Origin of the sequence: Halorientalis marina (assembly GCF_023028345.1) — an archaeon.
In the GTDB taxonomy this organism is placed as follows: domain Archaea; phylum Halobacteriota; class Halobacteria; order Halobacteriales; family Haloarculaceae; genus Halorientalis; species Halorientalis marina.
Map to the genome: position 1 here is coordinate 3,565,476 of NZ_CP095487.1, position 22,411 is coordinate 3,587,886.

Consider the following 22,411-nt stretch of genomic DNA (forward strand, 5'->3'; position numbering starts at 1 on the left):
ATGGTCGAGCGGGTGCTCGTGCTGGGCGACAGCGTGCCCGCCGGCGAGCGGACCGACGCGACGCGTTGGCCCGACCGGCTCCCGGGGCTCGTGTCGGCGCTGCCCGCGGGGGCGGTTCGCGTCCACGGCGGGATGGGGACGGCGCTGGTCGACCTCGTGGACGAGGTCGAGGCGACGCTCGCCGGTGCGGACGGCGGGACCGTCGTCCTCGTCCACGCGGGCCACAACGACGCCCAGGTGAGCGGCGAGGAGCCACGGGTCAAAGAAGCAGCCTTCCGCGAGGAGGCGGCTGCCCTCGACGGCGCGCTCGCGGCCCAGCCGGGCGTGGCGCGCCACGCGTTCGTCGGCCTCGTGCCGCTGCTCCCGCTCGACGAACGGGGGAGCGTGCCGTTCGGCGACGAGCAGCCGGCGCGGTCGCTGCGGTACGACGACCTGCTGGCCGCGGCCGTGGAGACGCACCTGTCCGTGGCGCGGCCGGTCGCGGCGTGGCACGACCGGACGGCGGACGGCGTCCACTCGAACGGGGCGGGACACGCGGCGGTCGCCGAGCGGGCGGCGGCCTGGCTCAGGCGAACGTGACGACGGCGACGACCAGGACGGTGACGACCGTCAGCATGTCGGAGGCGGTCGTCTCCCACCCGGCGACGGTGACGAGGAAGCCCCCGCTTTCCCTGACCTCGTCGGGGCTGGCCGCTACCGCGAGGTCGCCGGCCGAGAGCGTCGCCCAGTAGGAACACAGGAGGAAGACGGCGACCGCGGCCGGGCGTGGGAGGGGGACTGCGACCCGAAGAACGGCGGCGAGCCCCACGTACAGCGGGAGGGGCGCGACGGCGACAAGTCGGATCAGCCACGACGGCGTCGCGGCGTCGATGTCGGCGTCGAACCGCCCCAGCGGGCGCCCGCGCCCCTCCCACTCCGGGAGGAGCGTGACGCTGAACGGGAGCCGAGCGAGCGCGGCCGGGAGCGCGTGCCCGAGTTCGTGGGGCAGGACCCCGGCCGCGACGACGGCGCGACCGAGACGGCGGTGGAATCGGCGCTCGGAGCGGTCCACCTCCGAACCGAGGGTCGGGAGCGACAAAACCCCACCGTCACGACCGAAACCGCCCGACAGCTCTGGGATGTTGCCCGACACGACCGTTTTAACAGCAAATGACAGTCGTCAGATGAACCTAACACCGTTTGCTAGTTGGCGGAATTTACTTTACAGTGAAGTCCTAAAGACGGGATATGTCGTTCCAGCTGTCCAACGAACAACGCGCGATCAAGGAGGCCGTCCGGGAGTTCGCCGAGGACGAGATCGAGCCGGTCGCTCGGGAACACGACGAGAACAAGGAGTATCCCGAGGAGATCCGGCGGAAGGCCGCCGAGTACGACTTCGTCGCGCCGAACATCCCGACGGAGTACGGCGGTGCCGGGATGGAACTCGGGTCGTCGATCCTCGTGACCGAGGAACTCTGGCGGGCCGACCCCGGCATCGGGAGCGCGGTCGGCTCGGCCGGGTTCGGGACGGACATGCTCGTCAAGTACGGCGACGAGTGGATGAAAGAGGAGTACCTGCCGGCCATCGCGGCCGGCGACTCCGCGTCCTGTTCGATGATCTCCGAGCCCGCCCACGGCTCGAACGTCGCCGGCATCGAGACCCACGCGGAGCAGGACGGCCACGAGTACGTCATCAACGGCAGCAAGATGTGGATCACGAACGGGACGGTCGCGGACGTCGGCGTCTGCATGACGAAAACCGACCCCGGGGAGGGCCACGCCGGCATCACCGCCTTCCTCGTCCCGATGGACACCGAGGGCGTCAAGACCGAGAAGATCAACAACAAGCTCGGCATCCGCGCCTCGGACCTCGCGGAGGTCATCCTCGACGACGTCCGCGTCCCGGCGGACAACATCATCGGCGAGAAGAACAAAGGCTTCTACCAGCTCATGGACTTCTTCGCCTCCGGCCGGACGAGCGTCGCCGCCCAGGCCGTCGGCGCCGCCCAGGGCGCGCTCGACGCCGCCACGGAGTACGCCGGCGAGCGCGAGCAGTTCGACCAGAAGATCGGCGAGTTCCAGGCCATCCAGCACAAGCTCGCGGAGATGGCGACCGACGTCGAGGCCGCCCGCTCGCTGACCTACCGCGCCGCCACCCACGTCGAGGAGGGCGACGACCAGACCGCCGCGAAGTACGCCAGCATGGCGAAGCTGTTCGCCTCCGAGCGCGCCGTCGAGGTCGCCGACGAGGGCCTGCAGGTCCACGGCGGGGCCGGCTACGTCACCGACCACGCCGCCGAGCGGTACTACCGCGACGCCCGCATCACGAAGATCTACGAGGGCACGAGCGAGATCCAGAAGAACATCATCGCCGACCGCCTGCTGTAGGCGGTCGACGCCCGGGGGTTCGGCTCGCCGGACCCGACCCGAAACCGGGGGCGCCACTCGCCGGAGGCGGCGCGCCACCGATACCGGGGCGCCGCCGCGCGGCGCGGGGCCGCGTTCCTTTTGTCGTCGGCCGCCTAGCGACGGCTGTGAACCGCGCGAACCTCGGTCCCGTCGCCCCCGACGCCGCCGTCTTCGGGGCCTGCCGGCCCGGCCACCTCGGCGGCGACGTGGACGCGTGGACGGCCGCACTCGCCGACCGCGGTGTCGACACCGTCTGCTGTCTCCTCTCGGCGGGCGAAGCCTCGCGCTGGAAGCTCCCTGACCGCTACGCCGACGCCTTCGAGACGGCCCACGTCCCGATCCGCGACCGTCACCTCCCGAGTCCCGACCGGCTCCGGCGGGCGCTCGAACGGCTCGACGCCGCGACCGCCGACGGGGGCCGGGCCGCCGTCCACTGCAACGCGGGTCTCGGGCGGACCGGCGTCGTCGCCGCCGCGTGGCTCGTCCACGACCGCGGGCTGGCACCGGCGGATGCCGTCACGGCCGTCGAGAACGCGCCCGTCCCCCGCGCCCCGCGGGAGGCCGTCCGGGACGGGAACGCGACCGAGGCGGACCTGCTGGACCTGCTCGCTCGCGTAGGCACCCACGGTAAACGGTAACACGCTCCGTTACGTAGCCGTGGGCATGGAACTCACGCCAGGGGTACACGCGCTGACCGAGACGGTCGAGCGGGGCGACCGGACGGTCACGATCCACCCCGCCGTGGTGGAGACGCCGACGGGCCTCCTGCTCGTCGACGCCGGGTACGCGGGCGAGCTCGACCAGCTCGACGCGGCACTCCAGGACGCTGGCCTCGGCCTCGACGACGTGCGGGCGGTGCTCGTCACCCACCAGGACGGCGACCACGCCGGCGCGCTCCGGGAGGTCGTGGACCGCACCGGCGCGGTCGTCTACGCCCACGCGAACTGCGCACCCTACCTCGACGGCCGGAAAGAGCCGATCAAGTCCTCGGAGGGCGAGCGCTACCCGCCGGTCGAGGTGGACGTGGAACTGGTCGACGGCGTCAGCTTCCGGACCGACGCCGGCCCGATGGACGCCGTATTCACGCCGGGCCACGCCCCCGGCCACGTCTCCCTGTACTTCCCCGACGCGGACCTCCTGCTGGCCGCCGACGCCCTGACCGCCGACGAGGAGGGGCTGGCCGGTCCGAGCGAGCAGTTCACGCCGGAGATGGACCGCGCGCTCGACTCCGCCGCGCGGCTGGCCGATCGGGGCATCGAGCGGGTCCTCTGTTACCACGGCGGGTTCGTCGAGGCCGACAGCGACCGTATCCGGGAGATCGCCTCTCGTCGCTGACTATTGTGTACGTGTCTCAATACAGACCGCTATACCGGTCATAGCAGTCGTTTTTCGCGCACCGTGTGCCCTGCCGTACGAACGCGATGGACGAGTCGCGCCGCCACTCGACGCCGTCGTATCGAACGGACGACCGAACGGACGGTGGGGCGGGGTGGACGCGGCGGGGACTGCTCGGCACTCTCGGCGCGGGGGTGGCCCTCGCCGGGTGTGTCGCCAGGGGTCGCTCCGGCGGCGGCGAAGAACCCATACAGCGGGCGTTCACCGTCCCGGCCGAGCAGGGGCACGAGAGGGTCGGCGTCGACGTGCCCGCAGGGCGGTACCGCCGCGCCCGGAGCGCGACCCACTCGTTCGCCGCGGCGATGGCCGCCGCCCGCGGGTGGGACGTGCTCGACCGGCTGGCGGCCCGCATCCGCCGGCTCGCGGCGAGCCGCGGGGCCGGACTCCGCGCGGTGCAGGCCCTGACCGCCGGAATCGACTACGCGACCGACCGGGAATCGACCGGACGACTGGAGTACGTCCGCTTCCCCGCGGAGACGCTCGTCGACGGCGAGGGGGACTGCGACGACAAGGCCGTCCTCCTGGCCGGCCTGCTCGCCGCCGACGCGTTCGACTGCCGGACGGCACTGCTCATGCCGGAGGGGCACTGCGCGACGCTCGTGGCCCGGGCGGACCTCCCGGCGGAGCTGCTCGCGTCCGACCCGCTGACGGTGGCTCTCGGCGGGACCGAGTTCGTGTACGTCGAGGCCGTCGAGGCCGTCTCGCCCGGGCGAACGGCACGCGAGTACGGGACGCGACCGCGGCTGGCCGCCTTCACCGACCGCTGGCACGTCCTCGACGCCCGCGCCGTCGCGGCGGCCGCCAGCGACGAACTGGGCCGGCGCCTCGGGAACGCACTCCCCGTCGACCGCGGGGGGTAGAATCAACACTGATAATTCGAGGGGTGCTTTTATTACCCTCGACCGGTCAATAACTGATACGGCACGCAACGTGCCGCTACCCCCCACCCCCACCCCCCGTCGCCGGGTCATCCCCCACCCCGACCCGGCGACACATTCTCACTCTCTCAGTTCCCGAGCAGTTGGTGTGGTAGGACAGACCGGCGAAACCGACGAGCCGAGCGACTGTACTCACTCGCCCGGGCGGAACTTGAAGCCGTAGCGGACGACGCCTTCCTGTTCGTAGATGCGGCGGACGACGGCACGAACGCGGTCGCCGCGCTCGACCGTCTCCGGGTCACAGTCGGTCAACATCCCGGGCACGCGCACGCCCTCGTCGAGTTCGACGATGACGGTCCCGATGGGACCCTCCCGGTCGATGAGGTCGCCGAATTCCGGCGGCGCGCCGCCCGTGATGACCGTCCGCGTGACCACCTCGCCGGTCCCCTCGGGCTCGAACTCCGTGAACCCGTCCGTTGCGTTACACGCCGCACAGGCACCCTCCGCGGGGAAGTTGGCCGCGCCACACTCCTCGCATTCACCGAGAACGAGTCGGTAGCGGCCGTCGAGGTTCCGCCACCACGTCGGGGCGCTCAGGTACGCCCCCATCAGTGGTCACCCCCCTCGGAGATCACGTAGCCACGCTTGCGCGCGTACTCGGCGTAGGTCACTTGCTCGGTCTCGCGGTCCCAGTCGGCCGCGAGCGTGCCGGAGACGGTCAGCGCGTCCGCGCTCGCGCCGTCGCCGTAGCCAACGACAGTCACCGACGAGGCACCGTCCGCCCACGCCGCACACAGGCCGAACAGCGGGCTCGCCGCGCCCGTGTCGCCCAGTTCGTCCGCGGCCTGCACCACCTCGGCGTCGGCGTCGATACCGCTCGTCGCGCGGTAGGGGAGTTTCCCGTCCGGGGCGGTCGGCGCGACGACCTCGCCGACCGAATCGAGGCGGTCGACCGCGCCCGCCACGACGCTGGCGTAGGCGTCCCGTTCGTAGGCCGTCGCGTCGTAGGCGTCGACGGTGTCGGAACCGCGTTCCCGGAAGCGCGTCCCCGCGAACTCCCGAGTGTAGTGGGCGGTCTCCTCGACCGAGGCCGGGCCGTCGTCGGCCAGGACGAGCGCGACGGCGCCCGCGCCGGCGGCGTGGCCGAGCGCGTCGTCCGGGTCACCGCGGGGGGCGTCCGCCGCGACGGCCAGCGCCGGGCCGTCCATCCGCGCGGCGTCGACGACCGCCCGCGTCCCCGCCCGCGTCGACTGGGTGTGGACGCTCGTCTCGACGCCGCGACCGAGTCCGAGGATTTCCGCGACCCGCGCGGCCACGTCGCCCTCGTCGACCGGCGGCGTCGTCGACCCGACCGCCAGCCCCGCGATCTCGTCGCGGTCGACCGGGCCGCCGGCCAGCGCGTCACGGGCCGCCGCGACCGCCATCGTCACGCTGTCTTCGTCGGCGGCGGGGACTGCCTTCTCGGAGACCCCGGCAGCGTCGAAGGAGCCGAACGCCTCGGCGAATTCGTCGGCGGTGATCCGGAACCGGGGCGCGTAGGCCCCGGCGGCGGCGATCCCCGTCACGCCCACCCCTCCTCGAAGACGTGGACGGTGACGGCCCCGCCCGAGCCACCCACGTTGTGCGCCAGCCCGCGACCGAGGCCGTCGACCTGCCTATCACCCGCCTCGCCGCGGAGTTGCTTGAACACCTCGACGACCTGGCCGGTCCCCGTCGCGCCGATGGGGTGGCCCTTCGATTTCAGGCCGCCGGAGAGATTGACCGGGCGCTCGCCGTCGGGCTCCGTCGCGCCGCTCTCGATGTACTCGCCGGCCGCGCCCTTTTCACAGAAGCCCAGGTCCTCGTAGGCCAGCAGTTCCGCGATGGAGAAGCAGTCGTGGACCTCCGCGAACTCGATGTCGTCGGGTTCGACGCCCGCGTCCTCGTAGGCCTCCTCGGCGGCGTCCCCGGTCGCCGGGATGCCCGTCAGCGTGGGCCGCTGGAACAGGCCGACGCGGCCGCTGGCCTGGCCCGCGCCCGTGACCTGCACCGGGTCGTCGGTGAGTGCCTCGGCGGCCTCGCGGGAGGCGAGGATGGCGACGCTCGCGCCGTCGGAGGTGGGACAGCAGTCGTAGAGGTTGAGCGGGTCGGCGACGACGGTCGCGTCCATCGCGTCCTCCAGTGAACACTCGAATCCCAGTTGTGCGTGGGGGTTTTCCGCCCCGTTGCCGTGGTTCTTGACCGCCACGCGGGAGAGTTGCTCGCGCGTGGTCCCGTGCTCGGCCATGTGTGCGTCGGCCATCTGGGCGTAGACGCCGGCGAAGGTGGTGCCGGCCATCCGCTCCCACTCGGTCTCGCCGGAGACGCCCAGCCAGTAGCGGGTGCGGTCGCCGCTCATGTCGGTCATGACCTCGAAGCCGCCGGCGACGGCGATGTCGGCGACGCCGGCCCGGATGGCGATGACGGCCTGCCGGAGCGCCGTGCCGCTGGCGGCACAGGCGTTCTCGACGCGGGTGCAGGCCGCGCCGTCGAGGCCGGCGTACTCCGTGACGGCCGGGCCGGGCAGGCCTAACTGGCGGCCGCCGACGCCGAGCGTGCCGACGTAGGCCTCGTCGACCTCGGTGCGGTCGAACGCGCCGTCGACCGAGTCGGCCGCCCGGTCGAAGGCCGATTTGAACAGTGATCGGTAGGATTCCCGCGGGAACGACCCGAAGTCGGTCTGGGCCGCGCCCACGACGTAGGCCTCGCGCATACTCGTCTCTCGCCCGAACCGGGAATAAAAGGTTTCCCTCGTCCCGTCAACGCCCGACGCGTTCGCTCGCTCCGTCGCCGCGCTCGGTCGCCGGTATCAGTTCGACTGCCAGTCGACGCTCCCCTCGAAGGCATCCCCAGCACCGAGGACGGTCGCGTCGTCGAACCGCTCGCCGACGAACATCAGCCCGACGGGAAGTCCGTCAGCGGTGCCACAGGGAACCGACAGCGCCGGGTGGCCGGTCACGTCGAACGGCGCGGTGTTGTGGAGCATGCTCAGCGCCCGCTCGATGACCTCCAGCCGGGAGAGGTGCTCGCGGTGTTCGTGTGCGGTCTGTGGCGTCGTCGGCATCGCCAGCACGTCCACGTCGGCGAGCGCCTCGTCGTACCGGTCGGCGAGCTTCCGGCCCAGGTTCTGGGCCTTCGCGTAGTAGTGGCTCCGGTACTCGTCGGCGAGGTACTGCCCGAGGACGAGCGTGAGTTTCAGCGTGCTCAGGTAGTCGTCGGCGTTGGCCCGCCGCGACCGACCGAACGCGTCCATGAACGCCGTGTCGTAGTGGCCCTTGCCGTAGTGGCCGATGCCGTCGGCGTCGATCGTCGCCGCCGTCCCCTCGATCGCGATCCCGTTCCAAATGGGCAGGCCGTCGAGGTGCATCGGGACCGAGACCTCCGTCACGTCGGCCCCCGCGTCCGCGAACGCGTCGAGGGCCTCGCGGACCGTCTCGTCGACGCCCGGTTCGCTCTCCTCGTGGCCGAACCCCTCCATCACGATGCCGACGGTCAGGTCCGACGGATCGTTCCCCAGCGCGGCCTCGTACTCCTGTGTCGGCGTCGCGCCCTGGCGCGGATCGAGCCCGTCGGCCCCGGCGATGGCGTCCAGCACGCGCGCACAGTCCTCGACGGAGGTACCCATCGGCCCCGTGTGGTCGAACGAGCGGCCGAGCCCGGCGATACCGGTGTAGGGCACCAGGCCGTGTGTCGGTTTGTGGCCGACGCCCCCGCTCCAGGACGCCGGGATGCGGACGGAGCCGCCCTGGTCGCCGCCGATGGCAACGTCGACGTCGCCGTTCACGACGGCGGCGATGGAGCCGCTCGAGGACCCCCCGGCGATGTAGTCGTCGTCCCGGGGGTTCAACACGGGACCGGTCGCGGAGAGTTCGCCGCTCCCCGAGAAGGCCATGTCCTCCATGTTCGTTTTCCCGGTGATCGTCGCGCCGGCGTCGAGCAGGCGGGTCACGACCGTCGCGTCCTCGCGCGGGACGTACCCCTCGAACATCTTCGAGCCACAGGTCATCTCGACCCCCGCGACGGCGACGTTGTCCTTCAGCCCGACCTCGTAGCCGGCGAGCGGTCCCGAGTCCGCCCCCGTCACCTCGCATTTCCTGACAAAGGCGTTCAGCGGGTCCTCCTCCCGGTCCGGACGGTGGCCCGGGTCGCGGTCGGTGTACTCGCTGGAGCGCTCGGGCGGCGCAATCTCGTCGAGTCGTTCGTACCCCTCGAGCGTCCCGGCGATGGCCTCGGCGAAGTCGGCGACCTCCTCGTCGGACAGCGACATGTGGTGTTTCGCGGCCTTCTCCCTGATCTCCTCCGGCGTCGGCGGTCGAATGTTCGGTGGGACTTCCGACATGACCACACGATACGGGGGCGATGAGGTAATCGTTATGGTACCACGTGCCACGGTACTGCCCCCCGGTTCACCGGTAACTATTTGTAAATCGTCCCCATCTTTGCATGGGCATCGTTACCAACAAACACGACCCGCGACTCGACAGACGACACCCGACACACGATGATAGACCTCGACGAGACCTTCATCATCGACGCGGTGGTTCACGCGTACAACCTCGCGCCGTCGAACTACCGGAACGAACAGCACGCACAGGGCATCACCGAGATGATATACGGGACGGTCGACGCGGCGTCCCCGCCGGGCTATCGCGTGACCCGCGACGGCTACATCCGGGACTGGACCGTCGAGGAGACCGCGAACATGCTCTTCCTGGAGAGCAACACGGACCTGGCGACGTTCCAGTCGCTCCCGCTGTACGCCTTCCACGACGGACTGACGGGCAACGACAAGGCCATCGAGGCCGACGAGGAGTACGGCGAGCGGTTCATCCCCTTCGCCAACGTCGACCCGCTCCGGGACGGCTGGGAGGACTCCCTGGAGGAGCAGGTCGACGCCCTCGACCCCGTGGGACTGAAGCTCTACCCCTCACACTGGGGCGAGGACTTCCACGAGGGCTGGCGGATGGACGACGAGGACGTGGCCTACCCCGTCTTCGAGAAGGCGAAGGACCTCGGCCTGGACCTCATCGAGGTGCACAAGGCCATCCCGTTCGGGCCGGTTCCGCGGGACCCCTACCACCCCGGCGACGTCGACGACGCGTGTGCGAACTTCCCGGAGCTTGACTTCGGCATCGTCCACGGCGGCCTCGCGTTCACCGAGGAGACCGCCTGGCAGATGGCGCGGTTCCCGAACCTCCACATCAACATGGAGACGCTGGGCGTGCAACTGGCCGCGAACGAACGAGCCTTCGCCGAGACGCTGGCGAAGATCGTCTCCATCGGCGGCGAGGCCGTTCTCGACCGGATGTACTGGGGGTCGGCCGCGATGGCCTACCACCCACAGCCCGAGCTGGAGGCGCTCCGGGACTTCAGCTGGCCCGAGGACATCAGCCAGCGCGGTATCGAGTTCGGCCCGATGCCCGAGATCACCGACGAGCACAAGCGGAACATGCTCGGCCGCAACTACGCCGACCTCGTGGGCATCGACATCGACGAGGCACGCGAAGCCATCGCCGACGACGACTTCAGCAAAGAGGTCTCGGAGCAGGGCCTGGCCGACGCCTTCTCGCGGACGAACGCCGCCGCGGAGGTGTACTGACGTGGCCGGGGAACCGTCGCCGCTCGCCGTCCGCGAGCGACTCGACGAGATCGTCGACCCCTGTAGCGAGGCCCGAGGTACCGACATCAGCATCGTCGAGATGGGGTTGCTGAAGGCCATCGAGGTCGAGGACGGGTCGGTTCATATCGACCTGCGCATCACGTCGCCGTCGTGTATGATGGTCGGCTACTTCATCGAGCAGGCCCAGGAGCGGGTCGGCTCGCTGGACGGCGTCGAGGAGGTGACGCTCGCGACGGACGCGGGCATGGACTGGCGCGAGGAGATGATGGCCGACTCGGCGAAGGAGCGGCGACGCGAACACCAGCAGGCACTCGCAGACCGCTACCAGCAGGAACGGGGCGGCGACGCCCCCGCGCCGGCCATCCCGCTCGCCGACGAGTGACGCGGGGCGGGGAGTCCCGTAGTACCGTCGTCGTCCCCTGACTCACACCGGGAGCCGCCAGCCGGCGACGACCGCCGCGAGACAGCCGACCGCGAGCACCGCCAGCCCGGGCGCGTACGAGCCGCTGAGTCCGAACAGCGACCCGATGAGGAACGGGCCGAGGAAGCCGCCGAGTTCGCCGACGGCGAACACGAGTCCGACGGCGGTGCCGGTCCGGGCTGGCCCCACGTCCTCCAGTTCCGCGGGAATCAGCCGCACCAGCGGCGAGAGGCCGCCGACGCCGACACCGACGACGAGCGCGCCAAGGACGGCACCGGCGAAGGGGACACCAGGGACCGCGAGCGCCGTCATCCCGAGCGCACAGACCCCGCCACAGGCCGCGACGACGCCCCCGCGGTCGCCCAGTCGGTCCGACAGCGGCGGCACCGCGAGCGTCCCGACGGCCTCTGCCGCGACGAATCCCGTCGTCACCGTCGCCGCGAGCGTCGCCCCCGTGCCGCGGGCCTCGAGCACCGTCGCCAGCCAGTTCTGGAGGCCGTGAACCACGAGCAGGTAGACGACGCCGACGACCACCAGCAGCCGCATCCCGCGGCTCCCGAACACGAACCCGAGGTTCCGCCGGAGCGACGCCAGTCCCGTCACCGTCGCCGCCCCCGCCTCGCCGCCCCCGTCGGCGGCAGCAGCGGCGGCTTCGGCGTCGGCCACCCGGAGCGCGTCGAGGGGTACCAGTCGGACGACGACCAGCCAGAGGACGGCGTAGCCGAGAACGACCAGCCCGGACAGCGAGAAGACCGGGCGCCAGCCGCCCAGCAGCGGCCCGAGTACCCCCTTCCCGATGCTGAACGCCGCCGCGATGCCCGCGAACGAGCCGAGCACGTAGATCGAGGAGGGGAGGCCGGCCTCGTCGGTGGGGAACAGTTCGGAGACGAGTTTCGGGAGGCCGAAGGTGATGGTCGTCGCGCCGAGGCCGACGACGACGGTGAGCGCGAGCATGGCCGGGAACCCGGTCGCGCCGGCCCGCCCGACCTGTGCCCCGCCGAACAGGAGCATCCCGCCGCCGATGGCGCGGTAGGGGCCGATTCGGTCGGTGAGATACCCGGCGAAGAGGGCGACGGGGACGTACGTGAGCGGGACGGCGCCGGTCAGGAGGCCGGCCTGCGTGGGCGACAGCGACAGCGCGGCGACGATTTCGGTGAGGAAGGCCGCCACCGAGAACCAGACGAACATCAGGCAGGTGTAGGCGAGCGACCCCAGTCCGAGGAGGGCGTACCGGAGCGGGGTCCTGTCGGTCACGGACGAGGGTCCCCGCGCGAGGCGAATGAGCGTTTCGTGTCGCCCCGGTCGGTACAATCGACGTTGTAGTCTCCGTGAAGGCTTTTATTCCAGGTTCCGACCGTCGAAACGCCGACAGCCGCCCTGTCGGTGTGGTCCCCATGACGACCGACACAGCCTCGACGGACGGCGACGTCGCCGACCGGATTCGCAGACAGCGCGTCCGGAAACGGCGTCGCGACGAACAGAACGCCGACTAGCCCCCCGCTTCTGGGGTGGGGCCCCCGTTCCGGCGACGACGGTTTGTCGGTCGCGCCCCTAGCGCGTGTGATGGCACGACCACCGGAGGAACGGGCCGGCGTCGCCGACGCCGACCTCGACGGGACGACCGCCCTCGTGACGGGATCGACCAGCGGCATCGGACGGGAGACCGCGCTCGCGCTGGGCCGACTCGGCGCCGACGTGATCGTCCACGGCCGGGACGCCGAGGCTGGCGAGGCCGTCGTCGCGGACCTCGACGCGACGGGGGCGGACGCGCAGTTCGTCCGCGCGGACTTCGCCGACGTGACCGCCGTCCGCGACCTCGCCACGACCGTTCGCGAGTCCGTCGACGACCTCGACCACCTCCTGAACAACGCCGGCGGCTTCTTCCGGGAGGGGCGACTGACCGACAGCGGCGTGGAGTACACCTTCCACGTCAACCACCTCGCACCGTACCTTCTGACGGCCGAGTTACTCGACGTCGTCCCCGAGGGCGGGCGAATCGTCACCACTGCCTCGGAGGCCCACCGGGGCGGGAGTCTCGACCTCGACGCCGTCGCGTCGGTCGACTCCTACTCCGGCCTGTCCGCGTACAACCGCTCGAAGCTCGCGAACGTCCTGTTCACGCGGGAACTGGACCGCCGGCTCGAAGCGACGGGGCGCGACGTGACGGCCAACGCCGTCCACCCCGGCGCGATTCCCGGCTCCGATTTCGCGCGCTTTCTCCCCGGACCGGTCGCGAGCGCGCTGAAACTGTTCGAGGCCATCCCACTCGTGACGAGCGTCGAAGACGGCGCCGCGGCCCTGCTCAACGCCGCCGTCGCCCCGGACCTGGACGGCGTCTCCGGCCGCTACTTCGCGAAACAACGGTCGAAGACCCCTTCGGGCACCGCCCGCGACCCCGAGCTGGCGCGGGCGCTCTGGGAACGGAGCGCCGACCTGCTCGATATCGAGGACCCACTCGCCGACGCCGTCGGGGACTGAGTCACTCTATCGGCCGGCCAGTTCGGAGAGCGTGGCCGCCGCCCGAAGGTCCGCGACCGTACAGTACCACGCCCCGCGGACGCCGGAGCGGTCGTTCTCGACCGGCGAATCGAGGGGGACGAGCTCGCCGAGTTCGAAGACGACGACCGTCTCGGCGTCGGAGACGGGGTCGACGAGCGCCGCCCAGTCCGCCCCGGTCATCGGTCCCGACTCGCCGCGGGACTGCTCGACGCGATCGGTGACGGGCGCGAAGTGGGTGATCGCCGAGACCGGTGCCGTCCGGTAGAACGCCACGTAGTCGAAGGCCTCGCGGGTGCGGTCGTAGCCCCGCGGCGCGGGGTAAACCCCCTCGCGGCACCGCTCGAAGGTATCGGGTCGGGTAGCGACGACACAGACGCGGGCGTCGCCGGGTGCGTCGGCGGCGGAGCGGTCCATGTGTGAGCGAGGGGCGCGGGCGGCAAATCCCCTCCGTCGCCGACCGCAGGGTTCGTATCGGTCCCGCCCGTGGCGTGTGTATGAGTCAGGACGGCGGTCACCGAGAACGTGCGGTCGCGGCGCTGGCGGCCCGGGACTTCGAGCGCGCGGGCGACGCCTACACCCGTGCGGGGCGGCGCGCCCTCGCCGACCCGCGCGAGGGACAGGACCCCTTCGAGCCGGACGAGAAAGGGTGGGTCGGGCGCGGCCTCCAGTCCCTCGTCGTCGCCGGGGTCTGTTACCGCGTCGCCGACCGCGACGGCCGGGCGACCCGCCGGGGCGTCGAGGGCGTCGCCGTCACCCGCGACCTGGAGACCGGGCTCGACCGGCCGGTCCAGCACGCCTGTCTGCGGGAGGTCGTCGCGGACTTCCGGACCGTCGCGGGGATGGACGGCGCGAGCGAGGCCTACGACGCCGCCGCCGCGGCCTACGAGTCGGCGGGCGAGGGGATCGACGATCCGCAGTACTGGGGGACGACGCCGCTGTTCGAGGCCGCCGCCGCGCCGCTCGAGCAGGTCGCCCGTGGCCCCGCGAACGGCGAGATCGCGGTCAAGTGGGAGGACCTCCACGGCTCGGACCCGAGCGACCCCGGCGCCTTCCTCGCCCACCGGGCACGGTACAAGCGCCAGCGGTTCCCGGGTCTCGTCGAGCGGGTCGTCGCCGACGGCCTGCTCGCCGCGCCCCGTGGCACGACCGAGTACGACACCGACCACCACCGCTGTCCGGACTGCGGGTCGACGGACGTGAACTGGGTCGCGGACAGCACGCTCTGTCTACGGTGTTCGCGGCCGACCGACCCGCAGTGACGAACGCCGACCGTGGACCGTGAGCCCTTTCCGTGGCGAAACCAACACGAACGATGATGAAAGACGGGGTGCGTGCCCGGCTGGCGGTACGCGTGTCGGCCGGCTGTCCGGTGGCGTCGCTCTCGACGGCGGACGCGGACGCGTCGGCACCGATGGTCCGGGACGTGACCTGGACGCGGGCGACGGACGGGCAGGTCACGGAGGAGTTCCGGATTCCGACGGCAGTCGCGGAGGCGTGTCCGGACGCGCTCGCCGACGCGGAGCCGGTGTTGACGGTCGGTGACGACCGCGTCTATCAGTTCACCCGCGACGCCGGCGAGGCGTGTGCCTGTGAGGTCGTCGAGCGACTCGACTGTCCCGTGGCGGAGGTGACCGCCGACGACGGGGAACTCCTGCTCACGCTGCATCTGCCGGATGTCGGCCGACTCCGGGACGTCGTCGGCGAACTCGAAGGCGTAGCGGCGGACGTCGAGGTGCGGTATCTCGTCCGCGCGGACGCCGCGGACGACGGGGGGCGCGATCCGGCGGTCGTCGACCGCGGCCGGCTGACCGACCGTCAACGCGAAGTGCTGGAGACCGCCTACCGGCTCGGGTACTTCGAGTACCGGGGCGGTGCGAACGCGAGCGCGGTCGCCGACGAACTCGGCATCAACAACTCCACCTTCGCCGAACACCTCTCGAACGCCCAGTCGAAGCTCCTCGCCGACCTCCTCGTGAGGTAGGTAGGGTCGAGAACCGCACTATTACGCCCCGGGCACATCCGGCCACCGGCCACAGGTACGGGTGCATGAGACGGTTCGCTCGGAGCGGCGCGCTCGCCGCGCTCGGTGGCGCATCGGCCGTGATGATCGGCGGCGCAGCACTCGGCCTCCCGCCGTCCGACACGGGCACGTCGACGCTGTTTTCGCTCCTCGTGACGGCGCCCGGGCTGGTCATCGTCGGCGTCGTCACGGCTATCGAGACCGAGGCGGTGTTCGAAGCGGAGGCCAGTTGGGGAGTCGAGACGGCCGACGCCGCGACGGTGGCCGCCGTGACTCTGGGCGCAGCGACGACCCGACTGGCGGCCGTGGAACTGGCGCTCGGCGCCGTGGTCGCGGCCGCGGCCGTCGGCCTGCTCGCGGCGTGGCTGACCCCCGGGTACGCCGCCCCGGTCTACTGCGGGGCCTTCGTCGGGATGGCGTCGCCGGCGCTGTTCGCGAACCCCCTTGCGGTCACCGTGGCCGGCGTCGTCGCGGGCGTCGTCTTCGTGGCTGCCGACGGCGTGTTCACCGGCTACGGCGGGAAACTGGGGACGACCGCTTTCGTCGGCTGTAGCGCCGTCGCCGTCCCGCTCGCGGCCAGCGGCGGCACCGGAACGGTCGTCGCGCCGCCGACGGCCGCCGGGTTCGTCCCCGCCGGTGTCGTGGGTGCGGTCGCGACGTTCGTCGTGAGCGGCCGCCTCGACCGCGGCGCGGTGGAAGCGTCCGCGCTCGTCGGTCTCGCCGGTGGCCTCCTGTGTCCCCTCCTTTTCGGGGCCGGCGAGGCGCTGGCGGCCGTCGTGTTCTGTGCCTCCTTCGCCGGAATGGTCCACCCGCGCCGACTCCCCACGGCGTGGCTCGTGGCCCTCGCCGGCGCGTGCTGTGGGCTCCTCGTCGCCGCGACCGGGACCGTCTTCGTCGGTGCCGGCGGCAAACTCGGCACCATCGCGTTCACCGCCTGCCTCCTCGTCCGCGGCCTCCGCCTCGCCGGGCAGGCAGTCCCGGGCTGGCTCCCGGTCGCGGCCCGGGCCGAGTCATAAACCCCCCGTAGATTGCGGGGTGCGGACATGCATAATGAACAATAATGTATAATTGCGCCCCATGTCACGGACTCAACGCAGCACGGAGACGGAACCGCGACGAAAGCAGGCCGACCGGAAGGCCGTGATCGCGCACCTGCTCGCCCGCCGCCGGCGTCGCCGCCGCCGCCGACGGCGGACCGGCCGGCGGTCGGTTCGGAGCGTGCGTCGACGCTGAACGGACGCGTCTCTTTTCGACCGAGCGAGTGAGACGGAGAGGGTGGTCCGGATGGACCGTCCTGACAGAAGAGAGGGGATCCGGGGGGTGTGTCGTCGGCATGGACGGTTGGTGTGCCAGCGGACCTGTCACGTGGCACCCGTCACGCTCCCGGTCGGTGGGGCCGGGGGTCCGTTGCAGGCGGTCGGACGTGGTGTGCCACGCGCCGACGACAGTACGGGGTACGGGACGGCGGGGGAAGTGCGCCGGCCAGAATAGTACGGTCTACAGGGCGTACGCCACTCGTTCGCCCGTGTCCAGCCCGTTCGCCAGCGCCGCGTGCAGGCGCGCCTCGCCGGCCACCCAGTCGCCGAGACAGTAGAGATCGTGGTCCTCGGCCGACTGGACCGGTCCGTGCAGGACCCCCTCGTCGGGCAGGGCGTACCGCCAGCCCTGATGGTCGGACCAGACGGGGTCCGCCAGCCGGTCGTCGCCCACGATATCGGCGGCGTGGGCGGCGAGGTCGGCGACGTTGTCCGCGGGGTCGGCGTCGTAGCGGGCGGTCGACCACGCCGGACTGGCCTGGACGACCAGCAACGACTCGCCGTCGGGGACGTGGCCCGGCTTGCACTCCTCGCGGGAAATCCAGCCGACCTCGTGAGCGTCGTCGGTGTTCACCAGGGCGTAGTAGGACCGATCTACCTCGAACTCGTAGTGCAGAACGGCGGTCCAGATGCTCCGGTAGGGAACGTCCGCGACCGCGTCGAGGAGGGCGTCGCGAGCGTCGGCCGCCCACTCGGCGTCCCGGAGCAACTCGGCGGTCTGTGGCGCCGGCGGATTCAACAGGAGCGCGTCGAAGGGACCGTACGCCTCGCCGTCACTGTCGACGCAGGTCCACGCCCCGTCGCCGCGGCGGAGCGTCTCCACACGGGTCCGTCGGTGGACGGTCGCGTCCGTCCGACCGAAGAGCCGCTTGGCGATCTGGGTGAGGCCCCGTCGGTAGGACCACTTGTGGTCGTCGGCGTCCCGGCCCGGCGACACCGCGCCGTCGCCATCGAAGGTGTAGACCGGGTCGGTCACGTCCACCAGCCCCTCGTCGTCCAGCTGTTCGGTTACGAGGTCGACGACGCGCTCGTCGTCGGATTTCAGGTAGTTCGCGCCGTAGTCGTAGGTGAGGTCCGCGTGACGACGGGTGGCCGCGCGGCCACAGACGCCGCCGGACTTCTCGAGGACCGTCACGTCCGCGTCCGGGACCGTCTCCTCGAGGACGAAGGTCGCGGCCGCGCTCGCCGCGCCGGCGCCGACGATTCCGATTTCGGGCATAACCACCCCTAGGGTCCGGAGTCCCTAAACGCCCGGTGTCCCGGCGAAGCAGGCGACCGACAGCGCCGCGGCCCCCTGGCCACCCGACGGCGACCGGACGGCACGGACACGGAAACGCCGGATAGCCACGCCGGCTACTCGGTCGCGGCGCGGTAGCGCGTGCGTTTCGACAGCGGGTGCGAGAGGCTCCGCTCGGTGAAGAACTCGGGGCCGTCGGCGTCGGTGTAGATGCCCATAACCCCCACGACCGGCGAGAGGCGCCCCCACGCCATCGTATCGAAGCGGTTCGGCCGACTTCGGTTCTGTCCAGGGTGGCTGTGGACGGTCGTTGGCCTCGCCGTCGACCGCCGCCCCGCAGGAGCGGTTGGAGCCGCGTCGAACGGTGTCACGACGCCGTATCGCCCGACATAACGCACCCCGGTTTTACAACGTGTCATCGCACAGTCGCGAGCCGGTAATGCAGCGAGACACGGGGCTGCTGGGCATCGAGGTCGGGGCGGGCGCGTCGGTCGATGATCAACCGCGTGAAGACCGACCTGACCGATGCCGGTGTGGTCGACATCGAGAAACAGTCCGGCCACGTGGGCCGCCCCCGGCAGATACTCACCCTCCCGCCGAACCTGGCAGGCCGGTCCCGTGCAGCCCTGCTCGACGCGGTACGCGACGCGCTTTCGGACTGACCGACGCCCGTCTTCAGTTCCCGAGAACGGGCGTTCGGTTGAAACGTGTCCAACCCCTCCGTCCGAGTATGTACCCGCTTCAGGGATCCGCGACCGATCCCGCCGTGCTGACAGTCGCCCAGTTGCTGGGCTACGTGCTGATCGCCGTCGCGGCCGCGAGCCTCCTGTGGTATCTCAGACGGTTCGCCCGCCGCATCATCGCCACCCCGTACCGCTCGCAGTGGCGCTACCTGGCCGTCGGGATCGGCGCCGCCGCCGTCTACGGCGTCGCCGGGCTCGCGGAGACCGCCGGCGTCGCCCCCGCGGCCGCCTTCCGCCGGGGCGCGACGCTGTTCGTCTTCCTGTTCAGCGCCATCGGCGTCCGGGCCGTCCACCGCTCGGTCGGCGGGCGCTCGCTCGTGCCCGACGAGGTGCTCCGGTGGCTCGGCCCGCTGGTGGTCGCCGGGTTCGTCGGCGCCTGGTGGGGGCTGTTCCTGCTCTCCAGCGGGCCGGCGGTCGCCGCGCTCGAACTCGCCGGACTCGCCCTCGCGACCGGCTACACCCTCTATCACGCCGTCGGCACCGTCCGCGTCGAGGAGGGGACGAGTATCGCCGCCGTGACCCGGCAGTTCGTCCCGGCACTGCTGGCGCTCGCGGTCGTCGCCATCGCCGACCACGCCGCCGCGCTGGCGGTCGGTCCCGCCGCCGTCAGTGAGGCCGTCGCACTCGTCGGAACGGTACTGGCCGGTGCGTTCCTCTTTACCACCGCCATCGCGATCCGTCAGCAGGGCGGCGAGGTCGACCGCCTCTACGACCCGACGACCTGGCGGGGCGGCCGCGCCGACACGGACCGCCCGGAGCGCGCGGAGCGCGAGGCCGGGGACTAGAGGTCCAGTTCCGTCGCCGAGTCCACGTCGAACCGGGTGATCTCCGGTTCGCCGGCGAGGTACTCCGGCAGGGCTGCCTCGAACGCCTCGAAGTGGTCAGTCTGGGTGTGCGCGACGAAGGCGTCCTCGCTCTCGTACTGCTCGAAGAAACGGACGACGTTCGGGTCGGTCAGATCCGTCGTGGCCCGGTAGTCGATCATGCCGTCTTCCGCCTGTGACTGTTCGACGAGGTCCGCGATCTGATCGAGGGCCTCGTCACGCTTCTCGGGGTCGAGTGGGAACGCCGCGTGGACAACGAGCATCGTACTCCACCGTCGCGGCCCCCGCTCAAAAAGCCCCCGTCACGTCGGCGCGTCGGCGTCCTCCTCCGTGTAGTCCGGCCGCTCGGCGTACTCGATGGGGTCTTCGACGCCGAGTCGCTGGAACGCCTGGAGCCGGAACGCACAGGCGTCACAGGTCCCACAGGCTGGCGCTTCGGCCCTGTAGCAACTCCACGTGATTTCGTAGGGCACGCCCAGTTCCAGCCCCCGCTCGGCGATGTCGGTCTTCGAGTGCTCGACGAACGGCGCGACGAGGTCGATGTCAGTGTCGGGTTTCGTCCCGGCGTCGATCACGCCCTGAAACGCCTCGAAGAACGCCGGCCTGCAGTCCGGATACCCTGAGAAGTCCTCGCTGTGTGCGCCGATGAACACGGCCCCGCAGTCGTTTGCCTCCGCGTAGGAGACGGCCATCGACAGCAGGTTCGCGTTTCGGAAGGGGACGTACGACGTGGGGACCTCCTCGCCGTCGAGGTCGGCGTCCGCGACCGCGATGTCGTCGTCGGTGAGGCTGGAGGCACCGATGGCCGCGAGGTGGCGGGTCTCGACGTGGCGGAAGTCCGCGGCGTCGACCTCGGCGGCCAGCGCCTCGGCGCATTCCCGTTCCCTGTCCTCCGTCTCCTGGCCGTAGGAGGTGTGGAGCAGGTACGGCTCGTACCCCCGCTCCATCGCCTCGTAGACGGCCGTCGCGCTGTCCATCCCGCCCGATACCAGAATCACTGCGCCGTCCGTGTCGGTCATTGGTGTTCGTGTCGTCTCCGCATCGTTTCAGGTGCCCGGTGCGTCGTTCCAGAGGTCGACGTGGAGCCGCGGCGTGTACCGGTAGCCGTACTCCATCGCCAGTTCGGCGACCGTCTCGCGGGTCTCGTCCAGTTCCGCCCGGGTGGTGCCCTCGGGCATCAGGAGGACGTCGGAATCCGGGACCGTCGCCGTCGTCGCCGCTCGGACGCGCTCGACGAGTCGCTCGATCTCCGGCATGTCCTCGGAACCGGTGACGACGAACTTCAGCTGGCTCTCGTAGTCGTCGACCAGCGCCGCGAGCGCGCCCACGTCGATCCGCCGCTGTTCGTGGCGCTCGGCCCACTCGCCCTCGCCGCTCGGGTCCCGCTCGGCCGTCGGCGTGCTGCTGGCGAGTTTCGGGCTGATGCTGGCGAGGTCGATGTGCGCGTCGCGGTGGATGGTGCCGTTGGTCTCGACGGTGGTGTGGTAGCCGGCCGCACTCAGGCGGTCGAGCAGGGTCACGCTTTCCTCGTGGATCATCGGCTCCCCGCCGGTGAGGACGACGTGGTCGGCCCGCTCGTGGGACTCGACCTCGGCGACGATTTCGTCGATTCCCATCCAGGCGTGGGTCGGCTCCCAGGAGGTGTGATAGGAGTCACAGAACCAACAGCGGAGGTTACAGCCGCTCGTGCGGACGAAGACGGTCGGGACGCCCGCGAGCGTTCCCTCGCCCTGCAGCGAGTAGAACAGTTCGTTGATCGGCAGGGCGTGCTCGGCGTCCACCGGTGCGTCCCCGGCCCGCTCGTCGTCGACCGCGTCGGCCCCCTCGTCAGCGAACACGTCGTCGCGGTCCGCGTTGACCGGCATCAGTAGGTGGCACAGAGTTCGGCGGTTTCGCTCACTTCGACCGAGACGGTCGAGACGGTGTCCGGGAACCGCTCCCGCATGCGCTCCTCGAGGACGACCGCCATCACCTCCGCCGTCGGCGGGTGGTCGAGGACGACCACGCTCTCGCCGTCGCCGCTCGCCTCGAACGCCTCGACGAGGGGGTCGCCCGCCTCCAGCAGGAACCGATGGTCCCACTCGTCTATTACCTGGGTAATATCACCTTTGTCGACGACCCACCCCTCCTCGGTGAGTTCTCCCGTCACCTCGACGCTGATCTCGTAGTTGTGTCCGTGAGGGCGCGAACACTTCCCGTCGTGGTGCAGAAGCCGGTGCCCGGTGCTGATTCTGATCGGCCGGTCGCGGCCGACGTGGAGGGTCCGCTCCCCCGCCTCCGCGAGGGCGTCACCGCGTCGGCGCTCCGCCGTCCCACTCGTGGTCATACTCGGGGATTATTCAGCGAATACTTAATTCCGTCGGGCGCGCCTCGCGGCCGGGCGGCGGGTCGTTTTTGTCTCCGCGGGCCCTGTCGTGTCGTATGTGCTTCGGACTGGCACCCGGATTCATCGTCGAAGAGGACCTCGAAGCGACGCTCGAAGACGCGCTGGCGGCACAGGAAGGTGGCGAGGATAGCGACGCGGCCGCGCCGTCGTTCGCCGAGGACGAGCCCGCGGACGGGACCGCGCTCACGGGCGACGCTGCGCGGGGACCGGGCCGACACGGCGGCGGGCCGAACTGAGCCCTCGGCGTCAGTAGACGATCAGGTCGTGAGTCCACGTCGAGAGGGCGTCGGGATCGGGGTGGACGAGCGCCCGCTCGTCGACACCGTCCGGGAACGGGCGCTCGGGAGGACCGGGCGGCCACCGCCACGGAAGCAGTCGCGCCAGGAGTCCCGGCCGGCGTTCGAGTTCGATCTCCCAGACGTCCTCGCCGACCCGGCGCGCCTCGAAGCCGGGCACCGTCGCCGTCTCCCGCGTGAACACGGGTTCGGTGAGCGGCCGCAGGTCGTCGCCCGGCCCCTCGACGGCGACGACCTCGCGACACTCCAGCCGGCCGTCGGCGTGGGTGCAGTAGTGGCCCTCGACCGGCGGCGGGTCGTCGGGGAAACCGAACTCGTAGCGGTAGCGGGGACGGGTGTACTCGTAGGCGATGGTGACGGGGCGGGCCAT

Annotated in this window: 27 protein-coding genes and 1 pseudogene; 15 read left to right on the forward strand and 13 right to left on the reverse strand. The window is 71.1% G+C overall.

Annotation, left to right across the window (positions count from 1 at the left end):
- Nucleotides 1-579, forward strand: coding sequence for an SGNH/GDSL hydrolase family protein (locus tag MUG96_RS18475; RefSeq protein WP_246985197.1), 579 nt, complete (start codon nucleotides 1-3; stop codon nucleotides 577-579).
- On the opposite strand, the gene MUG96_RS18480 is transcribed toward MUG96_RS18475, so the two are convergent.
- Nucleotides 566-1,051, reverse strand: a complete 486-nt coding sequence (locus MUG96_RS18480; protein ID WP_246985199.1) for a hypothetical protein — start codon at nucleotides 1,049-1,051, stop codon at nucleotides 566-568. The two genes, MUG96_RS18475 and MUG96_RS18480, sit on opposite strands and share 14 nt — an antisense overlap.
- A gap of 176 nt (nucleotides 1,052-1,227) precedes the next feature.
- Between MUG96_RS18480 and MUG96_RS18485 the strand changes: the two genes are divergently transcribed.
- The 4 genes from MUG96_RS18485 (at nucleotide 1,228) to MUG96_RS18500 (ending at nucleotide 4,643) form a co-directional block, all read left to right on the forward strand.
- The gene (locus MUG96_RS18485) at nucleotides 1,228-2,367 is read left to right on the forward strand and encodes an acyl-CoA dehydrogenase family protein (protein WP_246985201.1); all 1,140 of its coding nucleotides are present in this window, start codon (nucleotides 1,228-1,230) and stop codon (nucleotides 2,365-2,367) included.
- Between the two features lie 146 nt (nucleotides 2,368-2,513).
- Entirely contained in the window at nucleotides 2,514-3,026 is a 513-nt protein-coding gene (locus MUG96_RS18490; protein WP_246985203.1) for a protein-tyrosine phosphatase family protein, read from the forward strand.
- 25 nt (nucleotides 3,027-3,051) lie between these two features.
- Nucleotides 3,052-3,723, forward strand: coding sequence for an MBL fold metallo-hydrolase (locus MUG96_RS18495; protein ID WP_246985205.1), 672 nt, complete (start codon nucleotides 3,052-3,054; stop codon nucleotides 3,721-3,723).
- Nucleotides 3,724-3,809: 86 nt separating this feature from the next.
- Entirely contained in the window at nucleotides 3,810-4,643 is an 834-nt protein-coding gene (locus tag MUG96_RS18500; protein WP_246985207.1) for a hypothetical protein, read from the forward strand.
- A 210-nt stretch (nucleotides 4,644-4,853) separates the two neighbouring features.
- Here MUG96_RS18500 and MUG96_RS18505 read toward each other — a convergent pair whose 3' ends face one another.
- The 4 genes from MUG96_RS18505 to MUG96_RS18520 form a co-directional block, all read right to left on the reverse strand.
- The gene (locus MUG96_RS18505) at nucleotides 4,854-5,270 is read right to left on the reverse strand and encodes a Zn-ribbon domain-containing OB-fold protein (RefSeq protein WP_246985209.1); all 417 of its coding nucleotides are present in this window, start codon (nucleotides 5,268-5,270) and stop codon (nucleotides 4,854-4,856) included.
- Nucleotides 5,270-6,226, reverse strand: coding sequence for a hypothetical protein (locus MUG96_RS18510; RefSeq protein WP_246985211.1), 957 nt, complete (start codon nucleotides 6,224-6,226; stop codon nucleotides 5,270-5,272). The genes MUG96_RS18505 and MUG96_RS18510 overlap by 1 nt, the downstream gene beginning before the upstream one ends.
- On the reverse strand, nucleotides 6,223-7,392 hold the full coding sequence (locus MUG96_RS18515) for a thiolase domain-containing protein (protein WP_246985213.1): 1,170 nt from the start codon (nucleotides 7,390-7,392) through the stop codon (nucleotides 6,223-6,225). The genes MUG96_RS18510 and MUG96_RS18515 overlap by 4 nt, the downstream gene beginning before the upstream one ends.
- Nucleotides 7,393-7,488: 96 nt before the next feature.
- Nucleotides 7,489-9,018: an amidase gene (locus MUG96_RS18520; RefSeq protein ID WP_246985215.1), complete on the reverse strand. Its 1,530-nt coding sequence runs from the start codon at nucleotides 9,016-9,018 to the stop codon at nucleotides 7,489-7,491.
- A gap of 162 nt (nucleotides 9,019-9,180) precedes the next feature.
- Between MUG96_RS18520 and MUG96_RS18525 the strand changes: the two genes are divergently transcribed.
- Nucleotides 9,181-10,278 (forward strand): amidohydrolase family protein, encoded by a 1,098-nt coding sequence (locus tag MUG96_RS18525; RefSeq protein ID WP_246985216.1) that lies wholly within the window; start codon nucleotides 9,181-9,183, stop codon nucleotides 10,276-10,278.
- 1 nt (nucleotide 10,279) lies between these two features.
- The gene (locus tag MUG96_RS18530) at nucleotides 10,280-10,681 is read left to right on the forward strand and encodes a metal-sulfur cluster assembly factor (RefSeq protein WP_246985218.1); all 402 of its coding nucleotides are present in this window, start codon (nucleotides 10,280-10,282) and stop codon (nucleotides 10,679-10,681) included.
- Between the two features lie 42 nt (nucleotides 10,682-10,723).
- On the opposite strand, the gene MUG96_RS18535 is transcribed toward MUG96_RS18530, so the two are convergent.
- Complete coding sequence (locus MUG96_RS18535) at nucleotides 10,724-11,974, reverse strand: MFS transporter (RefSeq protein ID WP_246985220.1); 1,251 nt, start codon at nucleotides 11,972-11,974, stop codon at nucleotides 10,724-10,726.
- Between the two features lie 309 nt (nucleotides 11,975-12,283).
- Here MUG96_RS18535 and MUG96_RS18540 point away from each other — a divergent pair, with 309 nt between their 5' ends.
- Nucleotides 12,284-13,198 (forward strand): SDR family NAD(P)-dependent oxidoreductase, encoded by a 915-nt coding sequence (locus tag MUG96_RS18540; protein ID WP_246985222.1) that lies wholly within the window; start codon nucleotides 12,284-12,286, stop codon nucleotides 13,196-13,198.
- A 6-nt stretch (nucleotides 13,199-13,204) separates the two neighbouring features.
- Here MUG96_RS18540 and MUG96_RS18545 read toward each other — a convergent pair whose 3' ends face one another.
- Complete coding sequence (locus tag MUG96_RS18545; protein ID WP_246985224.1) at nucleotides 13,205-13,633, reverse strand: DUF8743 domain-containing protein; 429 nt, start codon at nucleotides 13,631-13,633, stop codon at nucleotides 13,205-13,207.
- Between the two features lie 80 nt (nucleotides 13,634-13,713).
- Here MUG96_RS18545 and MUG96_RS18550 point away from each other — a divergent pair, with 80 nt between their 5' ends.
- The 4 genes from MUG96_RS18550 (at nucleotide 13,714) to MUG96_RS18565 (ending at nucleotide 16,472) form a co-directional block, all read left to right on the forward strand.
- Complete coding sequence (locus tag MUG96_RS18550; RefSeq protein ID WP_246985226.1) at nucleotides 13,714-14,478, forward strand: hypothetical protein; 765 nt, start codon at nucleotides 13,714-13,716, stop codon at nucleotides 14,476-14,478.
- Between the two features lie 56 nt (nucleotides 14,479-14,534).
- Complete coding sequence (locus tag MUG96_RS18555) at nucleotides 14,535-15,200, forward strand: helix-turn-helix domain-containing protein (RefSeq protein WP_246985228.1); 666 nt, start codon at nucleotides 14,535-14,537, stop codon at nucleotides 15,198-15,200.
- A 65-nt stretch (nucleotides 15,201-15,265) separates the two neighbouring features.
- Nucleotides 15,266-16,255, forward strand: a complete 990-nt coding sequence (locus MUG96_RS18560) for a hypothetical protein (protein ID WP_246985230.1) — start codon at nucleotides 15,266-15,268, stop codon at nucleotides 16,253-16,255.
- Between the two features lie 61 nt (nucleotides 16,256-16,316).
- A complete protein-coding gene (locus MUG96_RS18565; RefSeq protein ID WP_246985232.1) occupies nucleotides 16,317-16,472 on the forward strand; it encodes a hypothetical protein in 156 nt (51 codons plus the stop codon).
- A gap of 264 nt (nucleotides 16,473-16,736) precedes the next feature.
- Here the strand turns inward: MUG96_RS18565 and MUG96_RS18570 are convergent, their stop codons facing one another.
- Nucleotides 16,737-17,774, reverse strand: a complete 1,038-nt coding sequence (locus MUG96_RS18570) for an NAD(P)/FAD-dependent oxidoreductase (RefSeq protein ID WP_246985233.1) — start codon at nucleotides 17,772-17,774, stop codon at nucleotides 16,737-16,739.
- Between the two features lie 491 nt (nucleotides 17,775-18,265).
- Between MUG96_RS18570 and MUG96_RS18575 the strand changes: the two are divergent.
- Both MUG96_RS18575 and MUG96_RS18580 read left to right on the forward strand, forming a co-directional pair.
- A pseudogene (locus MUG96_RS18575) lies at nucleotides 18,266-18,454 on the forward strand (transcriptional regulator TbsP domain-containing protein); the annotation flags it as partial.
- 68 nt (nucleotides 18,455-18,522) lie between these two features.
- The gene (locus MUG96_RS18580; RefSeq protein WP_246985235.1) at nucleotides 18,523-19,320 is read left to right on the forward strand and encodes a hypothetical protein; all 798 of its coding nucleotides are present in this window, start codon (nucleotides 18,523-18,525) and stop codon (nucleotides 19,318-19,320) included.
- Here the strand turns inward: MUG96_RS18580 and MUG96_RS18585 are convergent.
- Genes MUG96_RS18585 through MUG96_RS18600 form a run of 4 tightly spaced genes read right to left on the reverse strand, consistent with a single transcriptional unit; the run spans nucleotide 19,317 to nucleotide 21,685 of the window.
- The gene (locus tag MUG96_RS18585) at nucleotides 19,317-19,622 is read right to left on the reverse strand and encodes a putative quinol monooxygenase (RefSeq protein WP_246985236.1); all 306 of its coding nucleotides are present in this window, start codon (nucleotides 19,620-19,622) and stop codon (nucleotides 19,317-19,319) included. The genes MUG96_RS18580 and MUG96_RS18585 overlap by 4 nt on opposite strands.
- Before the next feature lie 39 nt (nucleotides 19,623-19,661).
- Complete coding sequence (gene queC, locus MUG96_RS18590) at nucleotides 19,662-20,378, reverse strand: 7-cyano-7-deazaguanine synthase QueC (RefSeq protein WP_246985237.1); 717 nt, start codon at nucleotides 20,376-20,378, stop codon at nucleotides 19,662-19,664.
- A gap of 27 nt (nucleotides 20,379-20,405) precedes the next feature.
- Complete coding sequence (locus MUG96_RS18595) at nucleotides 20,406-21,224, reverse strand: 7-carboxy-7-deazaguanine synthase QueE (RefSeq protein WP_246985238.1); 819 nt, start codon at nucleotides 21,222-21,224, stop codon at nucleotides 20,406-20,408.
- Entirely contained in the window at nucleotides 21,224-21,685 is a 462-nt protein-coding gene (locus MUG96_RS18600) for a 6-pyruvoyl trahydropterin synthase family protein (RefSeq protein WP_246985239.1), read from the reverse strand. The genes MUG96_RS18595 and MUG96_RS18600 overlap by 1 nt, the downstream gene beginning before the upstream one ends.
- 95 nt (nucleotides 21,686-21,780) lie before the next feature.
- Between MUG96_RS18600 and MUG96_RS18605 the strand changes: the two genes are divergently transcribed.
- The gene (locus tag MUG96_RS18605; RefSeq protein ID WP_246985241.1) at nucleotides 21,781-21,981 is read left to right on the forward strand and encodes a hypothetical protein; all 201 of its coding nucleotides are present in this window, start codon (nucleotides 21,781-21,783) and stop codon (nucleotides 21,979-21,981) included.
- A 10-nt stretch (nucleotides 21,982-21,991) separates the two neighbouring features.
- Here the strand turns inward: MUG96_RS18605 and MUG96_RS18610 are convergent, their stop codons facing one another.
- Nucleotides 21,992-22,411, reverse strand: a complete 420-nt coding sequence (locus MUG96_RS18610) for a hypothetical protein (protein WP_246985243.1) — start codon at nucleotides 22,409-22,411, stop codon at nucleotides 21,992-21,994.

What these genes read in the sequence shown, in the direction of transcription:
- MUG96_RS18545 (WP_246985224.1), bottom strand. Translation starts at nt 13,633, where the DNA reads ATGGACCGCTCCGCCGCCGACGCACCCGGCGACGCCCGCGTCTGTGTC.
- MUG96_RS18520 (WP_246985215.1), bottom strand. Translation starts at nt 9,018, where the DNA reads ATGTCGGAAGTCCCACCGAACATTCGACCGCCGACGCCGGAGGAGATC.
- MUG96_RS18550 (WP_246985226.1), top strand. Translation starts at nt 13,714, where the DNA reads ATGAGTCAGGACGGCGGTCACCGAGAACGTGCGGTCGCGGCGCTGGCG.
- MUG96_RS18560 (WP_246985230.1), top strand. Translation starts at nt 15,266, where the DNA reads ATGAGACGGTTCGCTCGGAGCGGCGCGCTCGCCGCGCTCGGTGGCGCA.
- MUG96_RS18540 (WP_246985222.1), top strand. Translation starts at nt 12,284, where the DNA reads ATGGCACGACCACCGGAGGAACGGGCCGGCGTCGCCGACGCCGACCTC.
- MUG96_RS18610 (WP_246985243.1), bottom strand. Translation starts at nt 22,411, where the DNA reads ATGGCCCGCCCCGTCACCATCGCCTACGAGTACACCCGTCCCCGCTAC.
- MUG96_RS18485 (WP_246985201.1), top strand. Translation starts at nt 1,228, where the DNA reads ATGTCGTTCCAGCTGTCCAACGAACAACGCGCGATCAAGGAGGCCGTC.
- MUG96_RS18525 (WP_246985216.1), top strand. Translation starts at nt 9,181, where the DNA reads ATGATAGACCTCGACGAGACCTTCATCATCGACGCGGTGGTTCACGCG.
- MUG96_RS18585 (WP_246985236.1), bottom strand. Translation starts at nt 19,622, where the DNA reads ATGCTCGTTGTCCACGCGGCGTTCCCACTCGACCCCGAGAAGCGTGAC.
- MUG96_RS18475 (WP_246985197.1), top strand. Translation starts at nt 1, where the DNA reads ATGGTCGAGCGGGTGCTCGTGCTGGGCGACAGCGTGCCCGCCGGCGAG.
- MUG96_RS18500 (WP_246985207.1), top strand. Translation starts at nt 3,810, where the DNA reads ATGGACGAGTCGCGCCGCCACTCGACGCCGTCGTATCGAACGGACGAC.
- MUG96_RS18570 (WP_246985233.1), bottom strand. Translation starts at nt 17,774, where the DNA reads ATGCCCGAAATCGGAATCGTCGGCGCCGGCGCGGCGAGCGCGGCCGCG.
- MUG96_RS18595 (WP_246985238.1), bottom strand. Translation starts at nt 21,224, where the DNA reads ATGCCGGTCAACGCGGACCGCGACGACGTGTTCGCTGACGAGGGGGCC.
- MUG96_RS18580 (WP_246985235.1), top strand. Translation starts at nt 18,523, where the DNA reads ATGTACCCGCTTCAGGGATCCGCGACCGATCCCGCCGTGCTGACAGTC.
- MUG96_RS18600 (WP_246985239.1), bottom strand. Translation starts at nt 21,685, where the DNA reads ATGACCACGAGTGGGACGGCGGAGCGCCGACGCGGTGACGCCCTCGCG.
- queC (WP_246985237.1), bottom strand. Translation starts at nt 20,378, where the DNA reads ATGACCGACACGGACGGCGCAGTGATTCTGGTATCGGGCGGGATGGAC.
- MUG96_RS18605 (WP_246985241.1), top strand. Translation starts at nt 21,781, where the DNA reads ATGTGCTTCGGACTGGCACCCGGATTCATCGTCGAAGAGGACCTCGAA.
- MUG96_RS18515 (WP_246985213.1), bottom strand. Translation starts at nt 7,392, where the DNA reads ATGCGCGAGGCCTACGTCGTGGGCGCGGCCCAGACCGACTTCGGGTCG.
- MUG96_RS18565 (WP_246985232.1), top strand. Translation starts at nt 16,317, where the DNA reads ATGTCACGGACTCAACGCAGCACGGAGACGGAACCGCGACGAAAGCAG.
- MUG96_RS18495 (WP_246985205.1), top strand. Translation starts at nt 3,052, where the DNA reads ATGGAACTCACGCCAGGGGTACACGCGCTGACCGAGACGGTCGAGCGG.
- MUG96_RS18555 (WP_246985228.1), top strand. Translation starts at nt 14,535, where the DNA reads ATGAAAGACGGGGTGCGTGCCCGGCTGGCGGTACGCGTGTCGGCCGGC.
- MUG96_RS18505 (WP_246985209.1), bottom strand. Translation starts at nt 5,270, where the DNA reads ATGGGGGCGTACCTGAGCGCCCCGACGTGGTGGCGGAACCTCGACGGC.